Genomic DNA, 25,693 nt, shown 5'->3' with positions numbered 1-25,693 from the left:
AATTAAAATCGCATTTTACATATTGTCTTTAGAACAATTAAAAAAAAGTAGTTTTCTTTCGGAAAAAGAAATCAGAAATTAAACTACAAATTGACCGAATAATTGCCTTTTTTGCTCTTATAAAAAAGAATTCATTTATGAAAAAATGTTTAGAATGTGGAGAAAAAATCATAGGTCGTGAAGACAAAAAATTTTGTAGCGATGCCTGCAGAAATGCTTACAATAACAAAATAAATAAGGACAGTAATAACCTGATGCGAAATATCAATAATAAACTGAGAAAAAACTATCGCATCCTAACGGAATTAAATACAACCGGAAAGACCAAAACAACCCGGTCAAAATTACTCGGAAAGGGTTTTGATTTTGAATTCATTACCAGTAATTACATTACAAAAGCAGGTGCTGTCTATTATTTTTTGTATGATCAGGGTTATCTTCCGTTAGAAAATGATTATTATATGTTAGTGAAAAAAGATTAATACACAATGGTACAGATCAGTATTCTAGGGTGTGGCTGGCTAGGACTTCCTCTGGCAAAAAGCTTAATTCATAAAGGTTTCTACATAAACGGTTCTACGACTTCAGATATTAAAATAAAACAGTTGAAATCTGCTTCTGTTAGTCCTTTTCTTATTACTGTTCATTCTGATATTATTCTGGGAGAAATAACAACTTTTTTAGCACAGTCTGAAATTATAATTATTGATATACCTCCTAAATTGAGAGGAATCGATACAGAGGATTTTACAACCAAAATAGAAAAACTAATCCCTTTTATCGAACAATCTGGTATTAAAAAAGTACTGTTTATCAGTTCGACCTCTATCTATGCGGATAATAATTCGGTCATAACAGAAAAAACAGCCCCTCATCCAGAAACAGACTCCGGAAAACAGTTATTAATGGCAGAACAGCTATTACAAAATAACCCTTACTTTAAAACTACTATTCTCCGCTTTAGTGGTTTGATTGGTGAAGACCGAAACCCGATACACTATCTTTCAGGACGTGAAAACATTGAAAATCCTGACGGAGCGATCAACCTAATTCATCAAAAAGACTGTATCGGAATCATTTTAAAGATAATCGAAAAAAACATCTGGAATGAAACTTTTAACGCTGCTGCTCCAACGCATCCCACACGTAAAAAGTATTATACCCAAAAAGCTCTTGATTTAGGATTACCCTCCCCTGTTTTCAACCATGAAAAACCTTCTTCTGGAAAAATAATCTCAAGCGAAAAAATAAAGACTATTCTGAAATATAAATTTGAGGTTTTACATTTATAAACTATCCTTTCCAATCTGAGAAATCTTCCTGGAAATTCTGAATAAAATCTCTATAATATTTCTGATTTTGATCTGTTTTTCTAAAAACGAGATATTGTCTTCTTTTTAAACCTGATTCCCCAATCCTTTTTAAAATCAGATTTTTTGGTAACAGAAAAGGTTTCAATGTTTTTTCAGGAAGACACATTATCCCCATTCCTGCATTTACCATTTCCAAAGAAACTTCTGTTAGAGGAATTGCCGAAATTTTCAAAGGTTCTGTCTTATTCTTTTGCAAAAAATTCTGATATACAAAAACAGTTTCTAATGGATACGAATGAATTATTAAATGTACTTTAGAAAAATCGGAAAGGGGAATATAATGAGAGAAATACGAAAATATGCTGAAAATCAAGGTTGTAAACTAATACAATGGCAAACTCCTGATTTTAATGAAAAAACTATTTTATTTTATAAAAAATTAGGAGCCAAATCCAGGAAAAAAGAACGTTTTTTTTGGAATCCTTGATTCAAATAGTATAAAAAAACGAAAAGCTAGCAATGGATAACAATTTAGAAACAAGCGGAATATATTATTTTGCTTCGTTTCTCCATTATTCCAAAAAACTTATAAAATATTTGTTCTATTTAAAAAATTTATTCATATTTGCGTAACTGATTACGTATTCAAATACATTAATAATAGAGCTATGGATTTTTTTAATCAAACTGGCAAAATGGCTATCGGAAGCAGGCTTAGAATGTTAACGGATAAAATAACCGAGGACGCATCTCGGATTTACAAGCTCTATGGGGTTGATTTAAAGGCAAAATGGTTTCCTGTTTTTTTTGTTTTGTCAAATGGAGAATTGAAAACGATTACATCTATTGCTAAAGAAATAGGACATTCTCATCCTTCGGTTAGTAATATTATAAAAGAAATGTCAGCGAAAGGTTTTATAAAAGAGTGCAAGGATCAAACTGACGGAAGAAGAAACATAATTATTCTTTCATCGAAAGGTAAAGAAATTGCTGAAAAATTAGTTGACCAGTATGCCGATGTAACTGCTGCCATTGATAATATCTCCAAACAAACGAAATATGATTTATGGAAAGCTATCGAGGAATGGGAATTTCTTCTATCAGAAAAATCTCTTTTAAAACGAGTTGTGGAAGAAAAAAAAGCAAGAGAGAGTAAAGATGTGAAAATAGTCCCTTATGAATCAAACTACCAATCTGTATTTAAAACTTTAAATGAAGAGTGGATCAATACTTATTTTGAAATGGAAGAGGCAGATCACAAAGCATTGGATAATCCACAAGAATATATAATACAAAATGGCGGACATATTTTTGTTGCTCTATATAAAGAAGAACCGATTGGTGTTTGTGCTTTGCTCAAAATGACAGATGGACATTACAATTACGAATTAGCAAAAATGGCTGTCAGTCCTAAAGCACAAGGAAAAAATATCGGGTTTCTTTTAGGGCAAACAGCTTTAAAAAAAGCGACAGAGTTAGGAGCTTCTAAAATCTATTTAGAAAGTAATACTATTCTGAAACCTGCAATCAATCTTTATCAAAAACTGGGCTTTCAGAAAATAGCGGGACATTCAACTCCTTATAAACGCTGTAACATACAAATGGAATTAATACTAAATAACGAAGAAATATGATATACGAAAATAAAATTGCAATTGTAATTAAAAATGATTTGCAAAACTGGCAGAAACTAAATGTAGCATCTTTTTTAGCAAGCTCTGTTGCTATACAATATCCTGAAACTCATGGGAAAGAGTTTATAAATGCATCGGGTTCTACCTACCTGCCTTTGATCAAACAGCCTATTATGATATATACAGCAAATTCGGGTGATGAAATTAATCGAGCTTTTAGCCGGGCAAAAGACCGGGAATTATCTATCGGGATTTATACTGAGCCTCTATTTTCTACTAAATGCGAAGAAGAAAACCATGTCGAAATGTCGAAATGCAATGATGACAACCATGTCTTAGTCGGAATTGTTATCTATGGTGAAAACAAAAAAGTAAATAAAGCCCTTGGCGGATTAAAATTCCACTCCTAAGACAATCTGTTTGAAAAACAATACCTAACAGGTTAAAAAAAAGTATTTTCTGCATTCCTTCTACTATAAAACCTTTAAAAGATCACATATATTATGTAAGTTTGAATATCTTCTTATTCTTTATACTAACCTAAAGGAAATAACATCATGGAATGGAAAAATGAATTAACCGAAATAGTAAACATACAATATTCTGTTATACAGGCTCCAATGTTAGGTGTAACCACTCCTGAAATGGTGGCGGAAATATCAAATTTTGGAGGTTTGGGTTCTCTGCCTGTAGGTGGATTATCTCCAGAAGAAACACTTTCTCTTATCCGGAAAACAAAAAAATTAACCCAAAAATCTTTTGCTGTAAACCTTTTTGCACATGATATCCCTGTTCCGAATAAAAAAGAAACAGATGAGATGCAGGGGTTTTTACAGAAACTGGCGGCTCAGAATACTATTCGAATCGAAAAACAGGATGTTGAAACCTTTCGTTTTTATTCTTACAAAGAACAGATTGATATTCTTATAAAAGAAAAAATTTCGGTTGTTAGTTTTACATTTGGTATCCCTGATTCGGACAGTATAAAAAAACTAAAAAAAAATGGTATTATTCTTATTGGAACAGCAACTTCTGTAGAAGAAGCAATACTGTTAGATAAAAACGGAATTGACATTATAACGGCACAGGGAGCTGAAGCAGGTGGTCACAGAGGAACATTCCTAAATGAAAAACCTCTACCACTAATTGGCTTAAATACTCTGATTTCTCTAATCACAGATCATATTGATAAACCTGTACTTGCTGCAGGAGGTATTTATAACGGAAAAACGATACGTTCTGCTTTTGCATTAGGTGCAAAAGGAGTACAGATTGGATCTGCTTTTATTGCCTGTGATGAAAGTGCAGCTACTCCATCTTATAAAACAGCTGTTCTGTATTCGAAAGAAACAGACAGCGTGCTTACAAAAACTTTCTCAGGACGTTGGGCAAGAGGGATTAGAAATAAATTTATGACAGAAATGGAGAAATACACCAATCCAATTCCTCCTTATCCAATACAAAATAGTCTAACCACTTCATTAAGATCTATTGCCAGACAACAAGATAATCCTGGTTTTATGAGTCTCTGGGCAGGACAATCCGCTTCGAGAGCAAAAGAAAAACCGGCTGCTGCTATTTTCAGAGAATTAATCGAAGAAACGGAAGAAATAAAACAATCAGTATGTTTATAATCTATCTTAAAAAATATAAATTATTCCTGCTTGCAGGAATTCTAATTTCTTTATTATCGCTTAATACCCTTTTCCCTTTTAACGATGAAACTATTTTAAGTTATAATGTTGATCCTAAATCAAAGGATATACAATTTTACTGGAAGGATGAAAATTCAAAAAGAATGGGCAGTATTTTAAATCTAAAGAATGGACTTGAACTAAAGAACCAAACGCTTGTTTTTGCTGTAAACGGAGGGATGTTTAAACCGGATCATTCTCCTCAGGGGCTTTTTATTCAGAATCTGCATACAATAACCTCTTTAGATACTACTTCCGGAAGTGGTAATTTTTATTTAAAACCCAATGGTGTGTTTTATATTACAGCAAAAAAACAAGCCGTTATTTGTGAAACAACTAATTTCATTAAGACTAAAGAGATCCGATTTGCAACACAATCCGGACCAATGTTGGTCATTGATGGGACGATCCATCCTGATTTCAAAAAAGGTTCAGAGAATTTAAATATCCGTAACGGTGTTGGTATTCTCCCTGACGGAACCATTCTTTTTGCTATGTCTAAGGAAGAAATCAGTTTTTATGATTTTGCCGATTATTTTAAAAAATCAGGTTGTAAAAATGCATTGTATCTGGATGGTTTTGTCTCTCGTACTTATCTTCCTGAAAAAAAATGGATGCAAACCGACGGCGATTTTGGAGTAATTATCGGAGTTAGCCATGCCAATACTAAATAGTATATACATGAAAAGATCGGATATTGATCCAATGCCGGAATATTTTGACCGCTATATTAATCTGATAGAAGATATTGACCTGGATATTGCTTTTAAAAACAGTCTGGAAGAAATTACTACACTGGATATTGCTCTTATTCGCAAAATAGGAAAACAAACTTATCAGCTGGGGAAATGGACCATTAATGAGATTATTCAGCATATCACCGATATTGAACGTTTGCTGACTGCGGGAGTACTGCGATTTGCAAGAGGCGAAAGCACTTATGTTATTGGCTTTGATGAAAATGAAATTGCCCGAAATTCAAAAGCAAATAACAAAGAAATCGAAGATCTGATCCGGGAACTGCTAACCGTCCGACAGGCAACCATTTCACTTTATAAAAGTTTTGACAATGAAGATTTATTAAAAACCGGCATCAACTGGAAGTATAAAATTTCTATCTTAGCGATGGGATTTAATATTATTGGACATCAAATCCATCACTTTAATTTTATACAATCGCATTATTATTCTTTTATTTGACCTTTTTCTTCAACCAAACTTATATTCTACAAATTTAATTACAAAACACGAAAACAATCTTATACGACTATAAACGTTTTAGTATCTTTATAAATATGTCAACTATAGGATTGTTTTAACCTCTTTGTGTTGTTATTTTTTTATATTTGTAAATAGATACAACAATATTCATTTTGTTGAAAATTTAAAACGGAACATTATACAGTTCTAAAATATAACATTTACACTATCATCATGGAAACTAAAATAATTGTATCGGCTTTTAAAAAATCAATAAAACTTTTGGTCAATCAGATCGTTAATACTTTTGACAGAGAAACTTCAGAGATAGATAAAGAAACTTTAGAGCTTATCATGAATAATCCAGAAAACAAAGAAAAGCTTTTTAAAACATTAGAAAAAAACATACATTCTTCTATTGAAATAAAAATAGAAAATGGTAATCTTGAAGTTATAAACGCTCAATAAAAGCAAATTTTTAACAATGGAATTTGCTTTTAACTCTTTATTTTTATTTCTTATTTTTATCTTTCCCGGAATTGCATTCAGAAGATTTTATTTTGTTGGAGAGTTTTCTAAACAATTCAATTCTACTAATTGGATAAGCACTTTATATACCAGCTTAATTCCAGGTATTATTATTCAAATACTATCATATAATATTTTTACAGGGTTCCTTTATAAACAACCACTAAATAACAACTATGAATCTATAAATGGTTTTTATGAAACGTTAAAGCTTAATCAAATTCCTAAAGAACTTTTTGATTTTGACCTAATTTTGTGGATAGCTTTTTATCTAGCCATAACTATAATTTTATCTTTTCTTATTGCACAACTATGCTTTTTAGTTGTTAGAGGATTTAATCTGGATAAATCATATTCATTTATAAGATTTAATAATCATTGGCATTATTATTTTAGCGGAGAATCATTAAAGTTTAAAGCTTTCAGAGAATTATCCGTTAAAAAAAAGATTGTTTTAACTCAAGCTGACATTCTTGTTGATGTAGGTCAGGAAGGAACAAAATTATATAAAGGATTTATCAAACAACATACAATCTGTAAAAACACAGGAGAATTAAAAGCTATTTATTTAACTGAGGTAAGTAGACATAAAAAAGAAAATAACGGAGATTATAAGTATAAACCAGTTCCAGGACACATAATGATTATTCCTTCTAAAAATATAATAAATATAAATCTAACATACATCACAACAAAAAATGAAGTTGAAGTTATACTTAATTACTTAAGAATATCCAACATACTTTTTTTAATAGTTATCATGATAAACCCTTTAAGTTTTATTGAAAACACAACTATATTTGGTGATATTATATGGCGATTTTGGGTTTTTTTAGGATGGGCTTCATTAAGTACAGGCATTGAAACATTTTCAAAAGAAAATAAAGATTTAGAATACAAATGGTGGGTCAGATTCTTTTTGTTAATAATAATACCTTTAATAATTACATCAATAATTTTGGGTTTTTTTATTTAAAATCGGAAATATATGTTTTGTAAATCTCTATTTAGCAGCTGTATAAACTTTCTCTAACTGGAAATATAGTCTGGTCAGAAAGTCTTAAATACTTCAAAAAGATTAGAAACAAACATTTATCTTAATCCTAAAATCACCAGAATATGTTTACAATTCAACAAATTAAGGACTTGTACTTATTATGATCTGTCAGGAAACATAATAAATTCCTACTCTATAAAAAAATCCCGAGCTAAAAAGTTCGGGATTTCGTTTTTATATCCTCAAGAAGAAAAGGTTTATTACTTCATCTGTTCACTATTTCAGAATCTCGTTTAAAAATCTTTCTTCTTTTTCTAAAATATATCTATACCAATATCGTATATCTAATATTGTAAATCGTATATTACCAGATTCGTACTCTGTCTTCCGGTTTTACATAGATTTTATCTCCTTCTTTAATATCAAAAGCACTGTAAAATGCATCAACATTTTGTAAAGGCACATAGGCTCTGTACATTCCCGGTGAATGCGGATCTGTTTTTACCTGATTCTTTATGGCTTCATCACGCATTTTTGTTCTCCAGATCGTTCCCCAAGAAATAAAGAAACGCTGATTAGGCGTATATCCGTCAATTAATCCCGGATTACCATTTTCTTTTAAGTATAATTGCAATCCGTCAAAAGCAGCATTTACACCACCAAGATCACCAATGTTTTCTCCTAATGTAAATTTACCATCTACAAAAATTCCCGGAAGAGGTTCTAACGCACTGTATTGTGCTGCTAATGCTCCGCCTAAACCTGTAAACTGTTTCAGATCTTCATCTGTCCACCAGTTTACTAAATTACCGTCTGCATTATAACGTGATCCTGAATCATCAAACCCATGAGAGATCTCATGACCGATCACGGCTCCGATTCCGCCATAATTTACAGCTTCGTCTGCTTTATAATCATAGAACGGAGGTTGTAAAATTGCTGCCGGGAAAACGATCTCATTATAGGCCGGATTAAAATAAGCGTTTACCGTTTGAGGAGACATTCCCCAACGGGTTTTATCTACCGGTTTTTGTAAATCAGCTATATTTTCTTCAAAATTCCATTTCGTAACATTCTTCATATTATCGTAAAAGGAACCTCCATTTTCTTTACTTTTAATTTCTAACTTGGAGTAATCTTTCCATTTATCAGGATAACCAATCTTAACAGTAGATTTTTTTAATTTTTCGATTGCTCCTGCTTTTGTTGCAGGTGCCATCCATGATAATTTGTTAATACGGTTTTCAAAAGCAATAAACACATTTTCAATCATCGCTTTCGCTTTCGCTTTTGCTTCTGGTGGAAATTTTTTCTCAACATACAGTTTCCCCAAAGCTTCTCCTACTGTTCCATTTACTACTAATAAAGCTCTTTCTTCTATTGGACGTTGTTTCACTGCTCCCTGTAATGTTTTACTATAAAAATCCCAGTTTGCGGTTTCAATATCTGTAGTCAGAACTCCTGTTGATTTATTGATCAGTGTCCAACGTAAATAGGCTTTCCAGTCTTCTACATTATTATTCGTGATAATGGTTTGAAGAGCCGTCATATATTTAGGCTGAGTAACCACAATAGAATCTAAATTCTGAAAACCTACACCTTTAAAATAAGTATCCCAGTTTACAGAAGGAGTTAACTTTTGCAAATCGGTAACTTTCATCGGATTATACGTTTTTCTTCTGTCACGACGCTCTACCCTGTCCAGTCTTGGTGTTGCCATTACTGTTTCTAATGCCAGTACTCTTGCTGCATCTGTTTTTGCTTTTATAGGATCTTCTCCCAGAAACTGTAACATTCTGGCAACATGCTGCACATATTTTTCTCTTTTTTCTTTTGAATCTGCATCTTGTGAAACATAATAATCACGATCCGGTAACCCTAAACTTCCCGGATTTAGATAGACAACATTTTTATTACTGTCCTTTGCATCAGCAGATACACGTATTCCATAAAAACCTAAACCTCCTTCTGATTCTATTTCTGTTAACAGTGCATTCAAATCTTTACTGTTTTTTACAGCATTGATCTTTGCTAAAGTAGATTCTATGGGCTGAATTCCTTTTTTATTTCTTGCAACCGTGTCCATATAGGTTACATATACATTTACTGCTTTTGCCTGATCAGAGTTCGGATCGAGATTTTTATTGTTTACGGCTTCTTTCAGAATGGTTAATGCATCTATATCTGTATTTTGGCGTAATTCATCAAAGCTTCCCCAACGGATTCGGTCTCCCGGAATCTCTGTTTTATCATACCATGTACCGTTTACATATCTAAAAAAATCATCTCCCGGTTTTACGCTCTTATCCATATAAGACAGATTGATACCTGGTTTAGAATCTTCCTGTTTTATTACCTGAACAGGGGTCTTTTTTTTAGTTTTGGACTTCGAAGGTACAGACTGAGCTGTTATACAGCCGGAAAACCCTATCGAAATCACAGCTAACAAGAAGAAATTCTTATTTGAATAGCTTTTTTTCATTAATTCGTTTTTTAAATTAGTTAATACAAAAATACCAAGTTAATTAGTACTCCTCTAGTATATCTTGTTAAAAGTGTCTTTTTATTCTAAAAAACAATTTCTTATCAAAACATTCTAAAAATGAAAAATCCCGGACTTTTGAGTCCGGGATTTTGTTTTTATATCCTCAAGAAGAAAAGGTTTATTACTTCATTTGTTTGCTCTTTAAAAATCTTTCTTCTTGACTCTTGATTCTTTTTTCTAATTGATAATTACCAGATTCGTACTCTGTCTTCCGGTTTCACATAGATTTTATCTCCTTCTTTAATATTAAATGCATCATAGAAAGCATCAACATTTTGTAAAGGCACATACGCTCTGTACATTCCCGGTGAATGCGGGTCCGTTTTTACCTGATTCTTTATGGCTTCATCGCGTGTTTTTGTTCTCCAGATGGTTGCCCATGAAATAAAGAAACGCTGATCCGGTGTATATCCATCAATTAATCCCGGATCACCAGCTTGTTTTAAGTATAATTGCAATCCGTCAAAAGCAGCATTTACACCACCAAGATCACCAATGTTTTCTCCTAATGTAAATTTACCATCTACGAAAATTCCCGGAAGAGGCTGTAATTTACTATACTGATCTGCAAGTGCCCCTCCGAGCGCTGTGAACTGCTTCAAGTCATTGTCTGACCACCAGTCTACTAAGTTCCCGTCTGAATCATATCGGGCACCTGAATCGTCAAATCCATGAGAAATCTCATGTCCTATTACAGCTCCGATACCTCCATAATTTACTGCTTCATCTGCTTTATAATCATAGAATGGAGGTTGTAAAATCGCTGCCGGAAATACAATTTCGTTATACGACGGATTAAAATAAGCATTCACTACCTGAGGCGCCATGAACCACTCATCTTTATCTACCGGTTTTCCTAATTTATCAATATTCTCTTTAAAGTTCCACTTGGATATGTTTACCATATTCTGGAAATAGGTTCCGTGTTCTTCCGGACTCTTGATCGTTAAAGCAGAGTAGTCTTTCCATTTATCAGGGTAACCGATCTTGATTCTTGCTTTGTGTAGTTTTTCGATTGCTTTTTCTTTCGTTCCTTTCGTCATCCACGGCAGTTTGTTGATACGAGCTTCAAAAGCAATGAAAACATTTTTAATCATTTTTTCTGCTTTCTCTTTTGCTTCCGGTGGGAATTTCTTCTCTACATATAGTTTACCCAAAGCTTCTCCTACTGTTCTGTTGATCGTCTGTAAAGCATCTTCTTCTTTAGGCACTTGCTTTAAAGCTCCTTTTAATGTTTTACTGTAAAAATCCCAGTTTGCCGTTTCAATTTCAGTCGACAGAGCAGATGTTGCATCGTTTAATAAAGTCCATCGCATATACGTTTTCCAGTCTTCAATTTTGTTTTTAGCCAAAAGAGTCTGAAGTGCAGTCATATATTTAGGTTCTGAAACGATGATTTCATCTAATTTCTGAATTCCGATACCTTTAAAATAAGCATCCCATTTAATAACCGGAGTCAGTTTCTGTAACTGAGCAACGGTCATTGGATTATAGGTCTTTCTGCTGTCTCTTTTTTCTACTCTGTCCAACCTTGGCTGAGACATGGCGGTTTCAAAAGCCAGAATTTTTTCAGCATGTGTTTTTGCCTGTACAGGAGTTTCACCCAGATACTGCAACATTCTGGTTACATGAAGTACATATTCTGCTCTTTTCTCTTTTGAATCAGCATCCTGTGAAACATAATAATCTCTATCCGGCAGACCTAAGCTTCCGGGCACCAGATATACGGTATTCTTATTACTGTCTTTTTCATCAGAACTTACATATACTCCAAAAAAACCAATACCTCCTTGAGGTGCCATTTCCGTTAATAATGCATTTAGATCTTTACTGTTCTTTACTGCATCAATCTTAGTAAGATACGATTTTAAAGGAGAAATCCCCTGCTCGTTTCTTCCTATGGTATCCATGATCGTTTTATACAAATTTACTGCTTTTCCCTGATCTGTATTCGAATTATAAGCAGCGTTTACCGCTGCTTCCTGAAGGATCTCAAGTGCGTCATGATCTGTATTCTTGCGTAGTTCATTAAAACTTCCCCAACTGGTTCTGTCTTCTGGAATTTCTGTATTATCTACCCATTTACCGTTTACATATCTGAAAAAATCATTTCCCGGTTTAACACTCTTATCCATAAAAGACACATTAATTCCCGGTTTGGATTCTTCTTGTACCGCTACTTCAGGTTTTACCTGCTGTTTTTGTTCGATAGCAGGAGTCGCAACTACAGACTGACCAGTTTTACATCCGGAAAGTCCTATCGAAAAAGCAGTCAGCAAAAGGAAATTCCTGTTTAAATAGATTTTTTTCATTGTTAGATTTTTGTGTTAGTTGTTACAAAAATACCAAGTAAATTAATTCCTATTTGATATGACTGTGTTAAAAAAAGCAAAAGCTTCTCATAATTAAGGAGGAGATGGTTCTCTTGTTTTGTATTTTTGCACCAAAATTCAGTTATTATGTTACTCTTTTTCAGGAAATACCGTTTCTTTTTTATTTTTATGTTTGTATTATCAGCTGTTATTCTTGGCTTTTTTTATAATGCCTTATCTCCTAAAAAAACGCTGCCTGTTTATACTCCTTCAATGGTAAATGCGGAACTGGTAGATTCACTGATACAACATCAGGCAAATAAACAAACTTTTCGTATTGCTGATTTTGCTTTTATCAATCAGAATGGAGATACAATCACTCAAAAAGACTATGAAAACAAAATTTATGTTGCTGATTTTTTCTTTACGACCTGTCAGACCATCTGTCCGATCATGACGGATAATATGGTAGAATTACAGGGAAAAATAAAAGATAACCCAAAAGTAATGTTACTTTCTCACTCCGTAACACCGGATATTGATAGCGTGCCTGTATTAAAAGCATACGCAAAAGAAAAAGGAGTCATTGACGGAAAATGGAATCTGGTCACAGGAAATAAAAAAGATATTTATGGTATTGCCCGAAAATCCTATTTAGCGGTTAAAACCTCTAATATCAGCGAATTATATGACATGGTTCATACCGAAAACTTCATTTTAGTAGACACAAAAAGACGTATCAGAGGTTTTTATGACGGAACTAAAAAAGAAGATATGAAACGATTATTAGAAGATATTAACTGGTTATCGGACAACAAATAAATTGATTTATTAGTCCAAACCAGAATAACTTCGTATTTTTGAAAATCAATTTATTTAATCTAAATAAGCTTTGAAAACAACTATAGCACATCTCCAAAAGGGCGATAAAGCCACTATAAAAGAATTTGACCTTAATAATATTCCACTAAAGTTACTTGAAATGGGATGTCTTCCGGGTAACTCTGTTGAACTCGTACAAATCGCACCATTTGGTGATCCGTTATACTTAAACATAAATGACAGTCATTTAGCCATAAGAATGGAAACGGCAAGTGAAATTGAAATTGAAATGGTATAAAATGTAGTACAGTATAATGAATAACAATATTAAAATCGCCTTAATAGGTAATCCAAATACAGGAAAAACATCTGTTTTTAATCAGCTGACCGGCATGAATCAGAAAGTCGGGAACTATCCTGGGATCACGGTCGAAAAAAAACAGGGTATTTGTAAATTACCGGATCATTCCAAAGCCACAATCATAGATTTACCCGGAACCTATAGCCTAAATGCCAGTTCTGTAGATGAAAATGTAGTAATCGAACTATTATTAAATAAGAATGATACCGATTATCCGGATGTTGCTATTGTAGTAACAGATGTAGAAAATCTAAAACGGAACTTACTGTTATTCACCCAAATAAAGGATTTAGAGATTCCGACAATATTGGTTATTAATATGTCTGACAGAATGGTCTATAAAGGGATCAGTCTCGACATTCCATATTTAGAAGAACAATTAAAAACCAAAATTGCATTGGTCAGTTCCAGAAAAGGACATGGAATTGAGGATATAAAGGAACTGATCGTTAATCACAAAACGATCTCTACTGAACCTTGTCTGAACGCTTCAACTATTGATACAGAATATTTTAACCATTTACGTAAAGCTTTCCCAAATCAGTTATTATACAAACTCTGGCTGATCATTACACAGGATGTGAACTTCACACACCTGAACCGAATTGAATTACCAGATCCTTCTTTTACCAAATCAAAGGCGGAATTAAAAAAATTACAACAGAAAGAAACTATTAAACGTTATCAGTTCATTAATGCTGTTCTGAAAGACGGACTGAAAGTAGATTCTTCTGCAGCAAAAGGATTACGTGGTCATCTGGACAGAATCCTTACACATAAAATCTTCGGATACCTGATCTTCTTCGGAATCTTGTTACTGATCTTTCAGGCTATTTTTGACTGGTCCAGTATTCCAATGGATTTTATTGATGAGTCATTTGCCTCTCTGAGTGCTTATACCAGCGAACATTTACCTCCGGGTATTTTTACAGATTTATTGGCTCAGGGTATTATTCCCGGAATTGGAGGAATTGTAATCTTTATACCTCAAATTGCATTCCTGTTCTTATTCATTTCCATTTTAGAGGAAAGCGGCTATATGAGCAGAGTAGTCTTTCTGATGGACAAGGTTATGAAAAAATTCGGTCTGAGTGGAAAAAGTGTTGTTCCGCTGATCTCGGGAACAGCTTGCGCTATTCCGGCAATTATGGCAACACGAAATATTGAAAACTGGAAAGAACGATTAATTACTATTCTGGTAACTCCCTTTACAACTTGTTCGGCAAGATTACCGGTATATACTATTATTATTGCTCTGGTAATTCCGGATGAAAGAGTATTTGGTATCTTTAATTTACAGGGACTGGCATTAATGTTCTTATACTTACTGGGATTTGCTGCTGCAATTATTTCGGCATATATTCTGAATAAGATTTTACAAATAAAAACAAAGACTTTCTTCGTAATCGAAATGCCAAATTATAAAATGCCTTTGTTTAAAAATGTGTTTTATAATGTTGTGGAAAGAACGAAAGCATTCATTTATGGTGCGGGTAAGATCATATTAGCAATCTCTGTTATTCTGTGGTTTATGGCATCGTATGGTCCGGGTAAGAATTTTTCTAATGCGGAAGAAATCATAACTGCTCAGAATACACAAAACCACTACTCGGAAGAGGAACTGGAAAATCATATCGCTTCTTTTAGACTGGAAAATTCTTATATCGGTTATGTAGGGAAAGGTATTGAACCAATCATCCGACCTTTAGGTTATGACTGGAAGATCGGTATTGCAATCGTCAGCTCTTTTGCCGCAAGAGAAGTTTTTGTAGGTACTCTGGCTACTATTTATAGTGTGGGAAGTACTGAAAATGAAAATACAATCCGAAAGCAGATGGCAGCAGAAATTAATCCTGCTACCGGCGAAAAGGTGTTTAACTTTGCTTCAGGATGCTCTTTACTCCTCTTTTATGCTTTTGCCATGCAATGCGCCAGTACAGTCGCAATTACAAAGAAGGAAACAAATGGATGGAAATGGCCCATTATACAACTCGTATTTATGAGTGGGCTGGCTTATATAGTTGCTTTAATAGCTTATCAGCTCTTAAAATAATAAATTATTATGATACAGGAAATTTTAGCAGGTGCTGCTTTACTGATCGCAATAGCTTTCTTAATCCGTAAATTCTTATGGAAAAAGAAAGACTCTAAATGCGGTAGTGATAATTGTGGATGTGGGTGATTTGAGTTGATAGTTAGTTATTAATTGATAGTTCTCAACTTTATCGTATTGTACGTCCCTGATATAGGTTGACTACAAAATCAGTTTATGATATCTAATATCGTAAATCGTATATAAACTATAAAAAGACCTTTGCAGGATAAATCGTAGATGAAATATCGTAAATCTAATATAATTTTAATTATAGCGCTTTTTTTAATGTTAAACACCTATAAAACAGAAATCTATATTATTTTATTAACATTTGTGCTAAAAGTATAGGTGTATTTAATTAAGTCTTTTACTTGTATCTTTGTCGGGAAATAGTCGGGCAGTTTTTAATCTAAAAAATAAATTAAATCCTATGGCAAATGTATATTAGCTAGGATAAAGAGTATGAGACATATAAAAACCTCCAAATGCTATAATTACACTACATTGATTACTATCATAAGGATAATCTATTACATTTAAAGCATCATAATCATCGACCGCCACTTCTTTTTTGTTTATTGCATGCTTACCTTTTAATTTATTGTAGACAAATTGACTATCAGTTAGAAAAGGTTGGTTATCAAGTCAGAAAGAAACGCAAAACAACGAATGCTGGCTAGATAGTTTTCGGTTCATAGTTAAATAGGTTTGATACTTCTATAACAAGCTGGCTGGGCTTTAATTATTTGGCTTTCATGATAATTGCTTTAAAAAAATTCTATGAAAAAAAGTTTAAATCACTTCTATTAATTAAGTATGTATAAAAGGAATTAAATTCTTTATTGTGAATACTTTAATTTATTCATTTAGAACTTCTAGAACATCTAATTTAAGAGAAGATTGAGCAATAAATTCGGAAAGATTGGTGGAATCAGGATTGGGACTTCCAATAGATAGTACCCCCAAATACTCAGATTCTTTTAATCTTGGAATAGCCGCTACTTTAACTGTATGCGATCCTACATCTAAATTAACCAAGGTAAAAATTAAAGTTACAGTTTCAAATTTACTCCCACCCCCTGTTATTGAATACGGCCTTACAGCTTTAAGTTTATCATTAATAAAAACTCCAATAGCAAAAGTGAAATTAGGAGTTTTAGTACTCTCAGATGCCATATTGGTACTAAGATGACTCATCGTTTGCAAAACTATATTAACTTTATTTTTTGGCTTTTTTATAACTAAATTGTTAGTTAGACCTTTAAAAACAGTCCAGACAGCATTTAGATCTCCTGTGGGAACGGAATTTATATCTTCATTTTCTTCATATGTCCGTTTACTAGCTCCTTTAGATAGAACAACACCTAATTTATCTGAGAAAGAAAGTGAAGCAGTTAATTGTTCTACTCCGGGAGCAACTACAGGAATATTTACACCAATCCATTCAGGTTGTTTTCCAACTCCTCTGGAAATTAAAAAATCTCCATTATTTCCTATAGCATCAACATCTCCTAACTTTAATTCACCTCTTAAAAGTAAATCTCCATTAACATCTAAAGAAGCTTTCGGATCTCTTGTATTAATTCCAACTTGTGAAAACAAATAAGGCGAAACCAATAATAGGTATATAAAAAAAAGTAATTTATGTTTCATAATAATGAAGTGATCTAAACTTTTTGCTATAAAAAAAGTTTGGATTACTTCTATATCAATAGCATAACTATTATATCTTATTTTAGCTTTTTTATCCGATTTTATCATAGTTTCTAACTTTATTTTATTATAAGACATATCTTATTTTTTATATTCAATAACAATTCTAGCACAAAGATACATTCTTAAATACAATAATTAGGTTATCATCAGATTATATCTTTGACTGCCAATTTATTTCTCTGCAAAGTTAATAATTCAACATACTTTTATTCGAAAAAAAACTCCTCACCTTTAGTCTGATTTCAAAAAACAATTAACTGATAATAAATATTTTACAAATAATAACCCTCACTTGCCCTCACTTAAAGCAATATTCTTTTATAATATTCCGGAAACTATTGTAGCAAATTATTTAAAAATCTTATTTAGAAAAACTATAAATACGAACCTTTGATAACAGAATGTTTATTAGATTTTGAATCAGTTATATTATTTCTAATATCGTAAATCTCTTCCTTCTTGATTCTTTCTTCTAAAATATCGTAAATCGTATATTAATATCTCAATACTACTTTTCTTTAACAATCAACAACGGAATATTTACACGGTGTCTTACGGCATCTACGGTTGTTCCCAGAACAAGGTCTTTAAACCAGTGATGTCCGTGTGCTCCTAAAATCAGTATATCATAATTCCCTCTGTTGACAATATCCGAAATTCCTTTTTTAGGGCTTCCAAATTCAAGAAACACGGTTACCTGATATCCTTTATCTTCTAAACCAGTTTTATACTTTTCAAGATATTCTTTATCACTGAAAGTTTCATGATCCTGGATCTGATCACCATAGACCATTGCCCCTACTGTTTCAACGATATGTATTAAGGTATAATGTGCTTTTTTTCCTCCCAACTGTAAGGCACTGCTGATACTTTTACTGTCTGTTGTAGAGAAATCCAAAGCTATTGCAATATTGGAATAGATAATAGGTCTTTCTGATTCTTCAATAACAATCTTATCTATATGTAGTCCTAATCGAGTTTCTGACATTCTTTTCTCCACAAATGGCTTGAAAATAATATATAATAGCAAAACCGATGCTCCAACAGCTAACGGAACTACAAAAACCCAGATATAAATCGGTTCTTCTGATGTGGTAAGCCAGTTATGTATCTCATCATAAACTAGTTTTGCATTCAAGGCAACAATGGTAAGTGCAACAATCCATGAAGCTATTTTAGTAATTCTTCCAATGGCGAAACCTTCCATTTTTTCTTTATCACTTACAAAATGAATTAACGGAACGATAGCAAACCCTAATTGTAAACTCAGTATAACCTGGCTTAGCAGCAATAGCTTTCCGGTTGCTCCTTCTCCAAAATATGCAATGGTAAGAAAAGCAGGAACAATAGCTATTAATCGGGTAATAATACGACGCACCCAGGGCTGTATTCTTAAATTCAGATATCCTTCCATAACAATCTGACCTGCCAGAGTTCCTGTAATGGTCGAGCTCTGTCCTGCTGCGATCAAAGCAAGAGCAAACAATATGGAAGCCCAACTGGTTCCCAGTAAAGGCTCTAACATTTTATGGGCATCCTGTATTTCTGCAATTTCAAACATTCCGTGTTTATAAAATGTTGCTGCTGCCAGAATCATAATAGCAGCATTGACAAAGAAAGCCATATTCAGGGCAATAAAGGAATCCATAAAATTATAACGGATAGCCTGTTTTATTCCTTTAACAGTACGGTCAAATTTACGGGTTTGTACTAATGAGGAATGTAAATATAAGTTGTGTGGCATTACGGTTGCTCCTATAATACCGATTGCAATATACAAAGCGGTCTCGTTCAAAGCGGACGGGATCAGTCCTTTTACCATTTCTCCCATATCCGGTTTTGCAAGAAACATTTCAACCAAAAAAGATAATCCGATAATCGCAATTAAGGCAATGATAAAGGCTTCCATTTTTTTTATTCCTTTGTTGATTAGAAAAAGCAACAAAAAGGTATCTAACATAGTAATGCAGACTCCCCAAAATAACGGAATATCAAACAGCAGTTGTAAACCAATCGCCATTCCCAGTACCTCAGCAAGATCACAGGCAGCAATCGCTATTTCGGCTAATCCGTACAGAATATAATTTATTCCTTTGGAATAGGTTTCCCTTGAAGCTTGTGCCAAGTCTCTCCTACGAACAATCCCTAGTCGGGCACTTAAACTCTGAAGTAATAATGCCATAATATTGGACATCAATAATACCCAAATCAGCTGATACCCAAACTGGCTTCCTCCTGCAATATCAGTTGCCCAGTTTCCGGGATCCATATATCCGACACTAATCAGATATGCTGGACCAAAAAAAGCAGCTATCTTTTTCCACACAGACATATTTTGCCCTACTGAAACAGATTCGTGTACTTCTTCTAATGAATTACCTTTTTTCATAATTTATCTTCTATTCGCTATAGCTTCTTTACATAAAGATTGGAAGCTGTTTTATCAGATAATACTCTTTCGCCGGAACTCATCTCGATCTGAACTGAATTATCAAATATTTCTTTATGTAGCACTCTTATATGGGTTCCCAATGAAAGGGATTGTTTGTCTAAATATTGTAAAAATTCTTTTGAAGAGTCTTTTACTCCTACTAAAAGAACCGTTGAACCCATATATACTTCAGACAATAATATTTTGTCCTGAACATAGAAGTTTCCCTGTCTGTCCGGAATAGGATCTCCATGCGGATCTTCTTTCGGATATCCCAGAAAAGTATCCAGTTTATCAATCAGATTAGCTGATTTTATATGCTCCAGCTGTTCCGCTATATCATGTACCTCATCCCAATTGAATCCTAATTTCTCGACTAAGAAAACTTCCCAAAGCCTGTGTTTACGAACGACCATCATTGCGGCTTCTCTTCCTTTTTCAGTTAGAGATACACCCTGATATTTTACATAATTAACCAATTCTTTCTCTGCCAGTTTTCGAAGCATATCCGTAACAGAAGAGGCTTTGCTCTCCATTCTGTGTGCGATTGCATTAGTATTCACTTCTTTATCTAAATTTAAAGAAAGATGAAATATCTCCTTTAAATAGTTTTCTTCGGAATGTGTCATTATGTTCTATTCTTTTTCAGATCAAAAATATGACCTTATCTTAAGTCTGATGAAATTATTTTTTAGCCAATACTAAATTTACTGTAATTTTTTTAAAATATCACTTTTTATTAATCCTCCGTATCGGAATATGATATTGTAACTCTGATCTATAATTACCCAGGTAGGATATGACATCTGTCCTTTCTGATTCCCCAGCATAAATGCCAGTTCATGGATTCCACTGGAAATCCCGTTTGGGATATAATTATATTTCTTTCTATTAAATACTATTGTTTCCTTTGTTTCAGCGTTCAGTTCTACTAAATAATATTTTTCTGTTAATACTTTCAGTAACTCCGGATCTTTTAGCATCTGCCGATCCTGAAGTTTACAAATCGCACACCAGTCTGTTGCTAACTTTATCAGTATCGGCTTAGGAGCAATACGCATACTGTCCTCTAACTGCTCAAAGGAAACATACTTCACTTCTTTTTCCTGTGAATACATCGTTGTTGTAAGCAACATTATGATAATTATTTTTAGTTGACTGTTCAAATATAGTTGATAGTTAATAGTTGATAATTGATAGTTTTTATTGCTAAGACGCAGAGGTTTTTATCTTACGCTGATATATCTGTTTTTCTTTTTACTACGAAAGACTCTCATTCTTCTTCTATTTTACTTTTTACATTTCTACCTCTTTGAACCTCTGCTTCTTTGTCTCTTGATTCTTACCTCTTGATTCTTTCTTCTAAAATATCGTATATCAAAAAACAGTATATCGCACTCCTAAAAACCCTCTTGCTCCCTGCATCTGTGCATAATTATAGGTCGTATCAAATACATATCCGTTTGGATTATTAACCGGATCATTTACTTCTTTATCAAATGGATCAAAGGCTCTTATAAGAGCATACTTTGGCACAAAATCGAATATATTCTTCACTCCTCCGTAAATTTCAAATCCATTATCAAACTTCTTAGTAAGCTGTATGTTTGCAATGGTAAACCATGGTGAATATTCCGGACGATAATCCTTTGGAAGAATCGGTAAACGCATCGGACCGGTCCAGGTTCCGGTAAAATCCAGTACAAACTGTTTTGGAAAGGTATAACTTGCCAGAAAATTACCGGACCATTTTGGTGCATGAAGCTGTTGTGTTCTTATTTTTATACCTTCATCATTCGTCTCTTTTGTAAAAACATCCATATAGGTTCCTCCCAGCATTATTTTTAACGGAAAATTAAATGAAAAATCCGTGTTTAAAGAAATACCCTGTGAAACAGCATGACCTTCCAGGTTGTCATAAATAATCTTTGTGGGATCGGTATCAAAATCACCTACAATCTTATTCGTGAAATAAGAATAGAATCCGGTTACATCCAGTCCTATAATAAAATTATCCGTAGGTACTTTTAAGGTGTAATTTAGATTTCCATTATATGATTTTTCAGGATCTAAGGCGTTTTTAATTTCTATTGTTCTGGAACCGGTTAAAGCAGCATGATCTTCTGTAAATAGATTTACCACTCTGAATCCTGTTCCGAAACTGGCTCTGATTGTGTTATTAGAGTTTGGTGACAGTTTATAGGCAATTCTTGGAGAATGAATACTTCCATGATTTTTATCATGGTCAAAACGATAACCTGCCAGTACAGTATTCTTATCATTAATCCTCCATTCGTCCTGAATAAAAAGACCCGGTAACGGAGTATGAGTCGGTCGGTTCTTCATTCCGTCCGCAGAAGCTGTTCCGGGCGTATTGTCATCATAATAAGTATATCTGAAAGTAGCTCCCAATAATAAATTATGTTTCTCTGTCAGCTCTTTATCCCAATACATCTGTCCAAAAGCAACTTGTTGTTTTGCCATATAAGGGGTATCGCCATACCAGGAGTTCTGATCATGGAAATTATAGGAGAATTGTGTGTATATCTTTTCTGACACAGGCAACTGATACATTCCTATTAACTCTGCCCTTGCAGTATAAATACTTTCTCCATACACTTCATCACTTCCTCTGAGCTTTGGTCTAAAATTCATTTCTCCTCCCCAGCGGTCTTCATAAACATATCGGGCAGCAATACTGGCTACTCGGGAATTTTCTCTGTCAAAATTCCATTTATTAAAAACAGAGATACGATTCTGAAGAGTAACATCTGTAAAATTATCGTTATTCTTATCCACCGGATGCTGATAATTAAAATAATTCAAACCCAGCAGACTGGTTGCTTTTTTTACTCTAAATTTCACTGAAGCATCCACGCTGTACTCCTGCCAGTTCGTCCCAAAAACATCAAAGCTGACCAGCGGAGCACTTAGTGGATTTTTTGTAATAACATTAATGATCCCTCCCATGGCTTCTGATCCGTATAAAGAAGAAGCGGGTCCTTTTACCACCTCAACACGTTCGATCAGACTATTGGGAATTCCGCTTAAACCATATACAGAAGAAAGAGAACTTACAATAGGCATACCGTCAATCAGGATCATTGTATAAGGACCTTCCATTCCGTTAATATGAATATCTCCGGTATTACAGACATTACAGTTGATCTGTGGCTGTACACCATTAATCATTCCGACTGCCTCAAAAAGACTGGGTGTCGGATTTTTCTGGAAATAGGCAGGTGCAAAAACTTCTACCGGAACAGCACTTTCCGACCGACTTACCGGTCGCATGGTTCCTGTAATCACTACTTCATCTAATGCACCATTATCTTCCTGTAGCCTTACATTTAAAATAACCGGAAGGGATTCTTTTATATTTATTTTCTTTGTAAAAGTCTGAAACCCCATATAACTAACCGTTAACGAATAGGTACCGAAAGGAATATTTTGTATTTCATAATTCCCTTTTGCATCAGAAAGCGTATTTAAATTAAGTCCTGAAAGATGAACAGAGGCATATTCAATACCATCACCCTGAATTGTAACCTTTCCTTTTATGCTTCCTGATTGTGCAAAAACGAATCCGCAACAAAAAAGGAATAGTAGTATAGTAATTTTTATTTTCATATCACTTTTTTAAGTTTGTTTTGCAAAAATATAAATTTAGACTAGACTAAAAAACAATTTAGTGGTTATTTTGTATTTATAAGTTTTATTAGAACATATTCTATGTTTGTGTTTTTATACAATTGTCAAAAACCAAATTATAATTTAAAAAGATCGATTTAAACTTTTTTACAATAATCCACAATAATAGAATATATTCTATAATACTGTTTCTTACAGTGATAATTTTAAACAAAAAAAGCGGAACATTTCTGCTCCGATTTTTTTGTAACTCTTTAAAAACAAGTATAAAATTATTCCTAAATACTCTCCTCTAAATGTTTTAACCTGCCTTCTATTTTCTCTATTATATTCTGTTGTTTCTCGATCAGATCTTTTTGTTTCTCCATCTCTTCCTGTCCTTCAATTAAATATAAATACAATTCTTCAATTTTTTCAAGATTTTTTACTGACAATTTTGTAATATCAAAACTATATCCGTTTTTATCTTTTTCCAGTTCGTCTGCCTTTTGTATACCCGGAAGGTGTTTATGGATTTTAACAAATTCTTTAATTTCCGACAGACTCTTAAATTTATATGTTGCATTCAAATTGGAAGTACCTTCAAAATAGTTCTGAAAAACGTAATCAGGATAGCAATGGGAAGTTGTTTTTATCGCTCCGTCTACACGTAGTTTTTCATCACCTGCATCGGATTTCTGATGATATCCGATTCCCACCCAGCCATCTTTTAAAATAGTCAGAGCATTTTTTTTATCTGTGGCTGAATTAGGGTCTCCATTTCCTACCTGTAATAAAGGATCGCTCAACACCCAATCTGTAATGTTTCCTGTAGTAATTGCATTATTTGCTCCAAAAACCGTTTCCAGATAAGACGATGCTATTGTTTTTCTTCCCCAGGATGTTGCATTATCTGCTGTTGCTTTATTTTCCCACCCCCAAACAGTTGCATATTCTCCTGTTGCTTGATTTTGTTCACCAAAAGCAAGCGCAGCGGATCCGGAAACAGTATTTACTTTTCCAAAAGCAGTTGCGTCAGCTCCGGAAACATTATTATTAGCTCCCCAGGTAAAAGAATTACTTCCTACAACAACATTATCTGTTCCAAAGGCTGTTGAATATACACCCGAAGCTGCATTTCTGGTACCAAAAGCCACTGAAAATATGCCCGGAGGAGCTATACTCTGAGAGTATCCCTGACCCATTCTAACGGTTCCTTCCACGGAGAACCCAACTCCTGGCTGAGCAGTATTAGCCCCTATCGCTACAGCTCCTGTCTGATAAATACTTTCAAGATTACTAACTGCCGGAACAACTCCTCCTTGTACCTGCCATGGTCCGGACCCTGTAGAAGAAGCCTGTCTTTCAACTGTTTTCAGAACACCCAAATTATCTGCCACAACAATTCTGTCTGTTGGTTTACCAATATTTTTGTTGATATCATCTATTTTCAGATTACCGGAACCAATATGCAATCGTTCCGTTGGTTTTGCAGCTTCTTCTGTACCTGTCATCCCGATACCTGTATTTCCATTCTTCAGTATAGTCAGGGCATTACTCTTGTTCACTACATCAGTACCATTCCCAATCTGCAATAAAGCATCTGTAGGAATCCACTTAATAGCATTAGCAGAAATAATAGCATTATTTTGACCAAAAGCCGTTTCTAAAAGAGATGGTGCTGTTATATTAGTTCCCCAGGCTGAACTGTTTTCTGCCAAAGCTTCTGTATTTTGACCAAAAGCTCTCGAATTCAAACCTATAACTGAATCAGTATCGGAACCCATTCCCCTGATGGCTCCTTTAATTTCTAATGACACTCCCGGTCTTGCTTTATCGGTTCCAACCGCCACTGATCCTAACTGATAGATATTCTGAGTATTATTTGTTGCTTTTTTTGTAGTTCCCTGTATCTGCCAGGGTTCCGGAAGAGGAATATCAACCAGAGTTTTTGTTTCATTATTATAAACTAGCTTATGATGCGTATCATCAAACACTAATGTTGTTATCGTTTCCGATTTCTGAATTTCTGAAAGCGGAATGGAAACTATATTTCCGTCACTATCTTTCAATTCTAAATTAACACCATTCTGCTTCAACGATTCGTTTACTGTATTTTTACCGGAAACAGAACCTAAATCATCCGAATTAACAACCTTCAGCCACTTATTATCATGCCAGTAATAATACCCCGGTATTACTTCTGCATTAGTAGCAGTATTATAAACCAGTAAACTTTCGACATTACCATTAGCAATAGTTATCCGATCTGTTATACTGTTTAACTGTATCTGAGGAATTAACACACCTCTGTCTTTTGCTGCTATTTCTAACTGAGCAGATTGATTTGGTATTCTGACCCCAATACCTGTTTGAGAATACATAAGATTTCCAATAAAAACTATCCCTAAAAGC

Annotated in this window: 22 protein-coding genes; 13 read left to right on the top strand and 9 right to left on the bottom strand. The window is 33.8% G+C overall.

The genetic code is table 11. The features are described from left to right. Positions 1 to 137: 137 nt before the first annotated feature. The gene (locus tag AC4FQX_RS06620; RefSeq protein ID WP_491166892.1) at positions 138 to 482 is read left to right on the top strand and encodes a hypothetical protein; all 345 of its coding nucleotides are present in this window, start codon (positions 138 to 140) and stop codon (positions 480 to 482) included. 6 nt (positions 483 to 488) lie between these two features. Beyond that, complete coding sequence (locus tag AC4FQX_RS06615) at positions 489 to 1,292, top strand: NAD-dependent epimerase/dehydratase family protein (protein WP_491166891.1); 804 nt, start codon at positions 489 to 491, stop codon at positions 1,290 to 1,292. A gap of 1 nt (position 1,293) precedes the next feature. Here AC4FQX_RS06615 and AC4FQX_RS06610 read toward each other — a convergent pair whose 3' ends face one another. After that, entirely contained in the window at positions 1,294 to 1,569 is a 276-nt protein-coding gene (locus AC4FQX_RS06610) for a LysR substrate-binding domain-containing protein (protein ID WP_491166890.1), read from the bottom strand. A gap of 439 nt (positions 1,570 to 2,008) precedes the next feature. Here AC4FQX_RS06610 and AC4FQX_RS06605 point away from each other — a divergent pair, with 439 nt between their 5' ends. From AC4FQX_RS06605 to AC4FQX_RS06575, 7 genes are all read left to right on the top strand, one after another. Next, positions 2,009 to 2,947, top strand: a complete 939-nt coding sequence (locus AC4FQX_RS06605; RefSeq protein WP_491166889.1) for a bifunctional helix-turn-helix transcriptional regulator/GNAT family N-acetyltransferase — start codon at positions 2,009 to 2,011, stop codon at positions 2,945 to 2,947. Then, positions 2,944 to 3,357: a DUF2000 family protein gene (locus AC4FQX_RS06600; protein ID WP_491166888.1), complete on the top strand. Its 414-nt coding sequence runs from the start codon at positions 2,944 to 2,946 to the stop codon at positions 3,355 to 3,357. Before AC4FQX_RS06605 ends, AC4FQX_RS06600 begins: the two co-directional genes overlap by 4 nt. A 147-nt stretch (positions 3,358 to 3,504) precedes the next feature. Then, the gene (locus AC4FQX_RS06595; protein ID WP_491166887.1) at positions 3,505 to 4,581 is read left to right on the top strand and encodes an NAD(P)H-dependent flavin oxidoreductase; all 1,077 of its coding nucleotides are present in this window, start codon (positions 3,505 to 3,507) and stop codon (positions 4,579 to 4,581) included. Beyond that, a complete protein-coding gene (locus AC4FQX_RS06590) occupies positions 4,572 to 5,315 on the top strand; it encodes a phosphodiester glycosidase family protein (RefSeq protein WP_491166886.1) in 744 nt (247 codons plus the stop codon). Before AC4FQX_RS06595 ends, AC4FQX_RS06590 begins: the two co-directional genes overlap by 10 nt. Before the next feature lie 7 nt (positions 5,316 to 5,322). After that, a complete protein-coding gene (locus AC4FQX_RS06585) occupies positions 5,323 to 5,841 on the top strand; it encodes a DinB family protein (RefSeq protein WP_491166885.1) in 519 nt (172 codons plus the stop codon). Positions 5,842 to 6,075: 234 nt separating this feature from the next. Further along, complete coding sequence (locus tag AC4FQX_RS06580; RefSeq protein ID WP_491166884.1) at positions 6,076 to 6,309, top strand: hypothetical protein; 234 nt, start codon at positions 6,076 to 6,078, stop codon at positions 6,307 to 6,309. A 16-nt stretch (positions 6,310 to 6,325) separates the two neighbouring features. After that, a complete protein-coding gene (locus AC4FQX_RS06575) occupies positions 6,326 to 7,345 on the top strand; it encodes a hypothetical protein (protein WP_491166883.1) in 1,020 nt (339 codons plus the stop codon). Positions 7,346 to 7,730: 385 nt separating this feature from the next. Here AC4FQX_RS06575 and AC4FQX_RS06570 read toward each other — a convergent pair whose 3' ends face one another. Both AC4FQX_RS06570 and AC4FQX_RS06565 read right to left on the bottom strand, forming a co-directional pair. Further along, entirely contained in the window at positions 7,731 to 9,848 is a 2,118-nt protein-coding gene (locus AC4FQX_RS06570) for a M13 family metallopeptidase (RefSeq protein WP_491166882.1), read from the bottom strand. A gap of 251 nt (positions 9,849 to 10,099) precedes the next feature. Further along, positions 10,100 to 12,223, bottom strand: coding sequence for a M13 family metallopeptidase (locus AC4FQX_RS06565; RefSeq protein ID WP_491166881.1), 2,124 nt, complete (start codon positions 12,221 to 12,223; stop codon positions 10,100 to 10,102). A gap of 147 nt (positions 12,224 to 12,370) precedes the next feature. On the opposite strand from AC4FQX_RS06565, the gene AC4FQX_RS06560 reads away from it, so the two are divergent. From AC4FQX_RS06560 to AC4FQX_RS06545, 4 genes are all read left to right on the top strand, one after another. Continuing rightward, positions 12,371 to 13,045: an SCO family protein gene (locus AC4FQX_RS06560; protein ID WP_491166880.1), complete on the top strand. Its 675-nt coding sequence runs from the start codon at positions 12,371 to 12,373 to the stop codon at positions 13,043 to 13,045. Positions 13,046 to 13,115: 70 nt separating this feature from the next. Then, positions 13,116 to 13,343 (top strand): FeoA family protein, encoded by a 228-nt coding sequence (locus AC4FQX_RS06555; protein ID WP_491166879.1) that lies wholly within the window; start codon positions 13,116 to 13,118, stop codon positions 13,341 to 13,343. 16 nt (positions 13,344 to 13,359) lie between these two features. Then, positions 13,360 to 15,459, top strand: coding sequence for a ferrous iron transport protein B (feoB, locus tag AC4FQX_RS06550; protein WP_491166878.1), 2,100 nt, complete (start codon positions 13,360 to 13,362; stop codon positions 15,457 to 15,459). A 9-nt stretch (positions 15,460 to 15,468) separates the two neighbouring features. Then, positions 15,469 to 15,588, top strand: coding sequence for a FeoB-associated Cys-rich membrane protein (locus tag AC4FQX_RS06545; RefSeq protein ID WP_491166877.1), 120 nt, complete (start codon positions 15,469 to 15,471; stop codon positions 15,586 to 15,588). Positions 15,589 to 16,359: 771 nt separating this feature from the next. On the opposite strand, the gene AC4FQX_RS06540 is transcribed toward AC4FQX_RS06545, so the two are convergent. The 6 genes from AC4FQX_RS06540 to AC4FQX_RS06515 all read right to left on the bottom strand — a co-directional run bounded on the left by AC4FQX_RS06540 (position 16,360) and on the right by AC4FQX_RS06515 (position 25,662). Then, complete coding sequence (locus tag AC4FQX_RS06540) at positions 16,360 to 17,292, bottom strand: hypothetical protein (RefSeq protein ID WP_491166876.1); 933 nt, start codon at positions 17,290 to 17,292, stop codon at positions 16,360 to 16,362. Between the two features lie 433 nt (positions 17,293 to 17,725). After that, the gene (locus AC4FQX_RS06535) at positions 17,726 to 19,606 is read right to left on the bottom strand and encodes an Nramp family divalent metal transporter (RefSeq protein ID WP_491166875.1); all 1,881 of its coding nucleotides are present in this window, start codon (positions 19,604 to 19,606) and stop codon (positions 17,726 to 17,728) included. 17 nt (positions 19,607 to 19,623) lie between these two features. Next, positions 19,624 to 20,277, bottom strand: coding sequence for a metal-dependent transcriptional regulator (locus AC4FQX_RS06530; RefSeq protein WP_491166874.1), 654 nt, complete (start codon positions 20,275 to 20,277; stop codon positions 19,624 to 19,626). A 78-nt stretch (positions 20,278 to 20,355) separates the two neighbouring features. Then, positions 20,356 to 20,784: a thioredoxin family protein gene (locus tag AC4FQX_RS06525; protein WP_491166873.1), complete on the bottom strand. Its 429-nt coding sequence runs from the start codon at positions 20,782 to 20,784 to the stop codon at positions 20,356 to 20,358. A 241-nt stretch (positions 20,785 to 21,025) separates the two neighbouring features. Next, positions 21,026 to 23,278 (bottom strand): TonB-dependent receptor, encoded by a 2,253-nt coding sequence (locus tag AC4FQX_RS06520; RefSeq protein WP_491166872.1) that lies wholly within the window; start codon positions 23,276 to 23,278, stop codon positions 21,026 to 21,028. A 299-nt stretch (positions 23,279 to 23,577) separates the two neighbouring features. After that, positions 23,578 to 25,662 carry a phage tail-like protein gene (locus AC4FQX_RS06515; protein WP_491166871.1) on the bottom strand — a complete coding sequence of 695 codons (2,085 nt, stop codon included), beginning with the start codon at positions 25,660 to 25,662 and terminating at the stop codon, positions 23,578 to 23,580. Positions 25,663 to 25,693 lie beyond the last annotated feature (31 nt).

Source organism: Flavobacterium sp. AK-301 (assembly GCF_058310215.1).
Note: the sequence above shows the minus strand (reverse complement) of the source record. Positions and strands in the feature narration are given on the sequence as shown.

What these genes read in the sequence shown, in the direction of transcription:
- AC4FQX_RS06620 (WP_491166892.1), top strand. Translation starts at nt 138, where the DNA reads ATGAAAAAATGTTTAGAATGTGGAGAAAAAATCATAGGTCGTGAAGAC.
- AC4FQX_RS06615 (WP_491166891.1), top strand. Translation starts at nt 489, where the DNA reads ATGGTACAGATCAGTATTCTAGGGTGTGGCTGGCTAGGACTTCCTCTG.
- AC4FQX_RS06605 (WP_491166889.1), top strand. Translation starts at nt 2,009, where the DNA reads ATGGCTATCGGAAGCAGGCTTAGAATGTTAACGGATAAAATAACCGAG.
- AC4FQX_RS06600 (WP_491166888.1), top strand. Translation starts at nt 2,944, where the DNA reads ATGATATACGAAAATAAAATTGCAATTGTAATTAAAAATGATTTGCAA.
- AC4FQX_RS06595 (WP_491166887.1), top strand. Translation starts at nt 3,505, where the DNA reads ATGGAATGGAAAAATGAATTAACCGAAATAGTAAACATACAATATTCT.
- AC4FQX_RS06590 (WP_491166886.1), top strand. Translation starts at nt 4,572, where the DNA reads ATGTTTATAATCTATCTTAAAAAATATAAATTATTCCTGCTTGCAGGA.
- AC4FQX_RS06585 (WP_491166885.1), top strand. Translation starts at nt 5,323, where the DNA reads ATGAAAAGATCGGATATTGATCCAATGCCGGAATATTTTGACCGCTAT.
- AC4FQX_RS06580 (WP_491166884.1), top strand. Translation starts at nt 6,076, where the DNA reads ATGGAAACTAAAATAATTGTATCGGCTTTTAAAAAATCAATAAAACTT.
- AC4FQX_RS06575 (WP_491166883.1), top strand. Translation starts at nt 6,326, where the DNA reads ATGGAATTTGCTTTTAACTCTTTATTTTTATTTCTTATTTTTATCTTT.
- AC4FQX_RS06570 (WP_491166882.1), bottom strand. Translation starts at nt 9,848, where the DNA reads ATGAAAAAAAGCTATTCAAATAAGAATTTCTTCTTGTTAGCTGTGATT.
- AC4FQX_RS06565 (WP_491166881.1), bottom strand. Translation starts at nt 12,223, where the DNA reads ATGAAAAAAATCTATTTAAACAGGAATTTCCTTTTGCTGACTGCTTTT.
- AC4FQX_RS06560 (WP_491166880.1), top strand. Translation starts at nt 12,371, where the DNA reads ATGTTACTCTTTTTCAGGAAATACCGTTTCTTTTTTATTTTTATGTTT.
- feoB (WP_491166878.1), top strand. Translation starts at nt 13,360, where the DNA reads ATGAATAACAATATTAAAATCGCCTTAATAGGTAATCCAAATACAGGA.
- AC4FQX_RS06545 (WP_491166877.1), top strand. Translation starts at nt 15,469, where the DNA reads ATGATACAGGAAATTTTAGCAGGTGCTGCTTTACTGATCGCAATAGCT.
- AC4FQX_RS06540 (WP_491166876.1), bottom strand. Translation starts at nt 17,292, where the DNA reads ATGTCTTATAATAAAATAAAGTTAGAAACTATGATAAAATCGGATAAA.
- AC4FQX_RS06535 (WP_491166875.1), bottom strand. Translation starts at nt 19,606, where the DNA reads ATGAAAAAAGGTAATTCATTAGAAGAAGTACACGAATCTGTTTCAGTA.
- AC4FQX_RS06530 (WP_491166874.1), bottom strand. Translation starts at nt 20,277, where the DNA reads ATGACACATTCCGAAGAAAACTATTTAAAGGAGATATTTCATCTTTCT.
- AC4FQX_RS06525 (WP_491166873.1), bottom strand. Translation starts at nt 20,784, where the DNA reads ATGTTGCTTACAACAACGATGTATTCACAGGAAAAAGAAGTGAAGTAT.
- AC4FQX_RS06520 (WP_491166872.1), bottom strand. Translation starts at nt 23,278, where the DNA reads ATGAAAATAAAAATTACTATACTACTATTCCTTTTTTGTTGCGGATTC.
- AC4FQX_RS06515 (WP_491166871.1), bottom strand. Translation starts at nt 25,662, where the DNA reads ATGTATTCTCAAACAGGTATTGGGGTCAGAATACCAAATCAATCTGCT.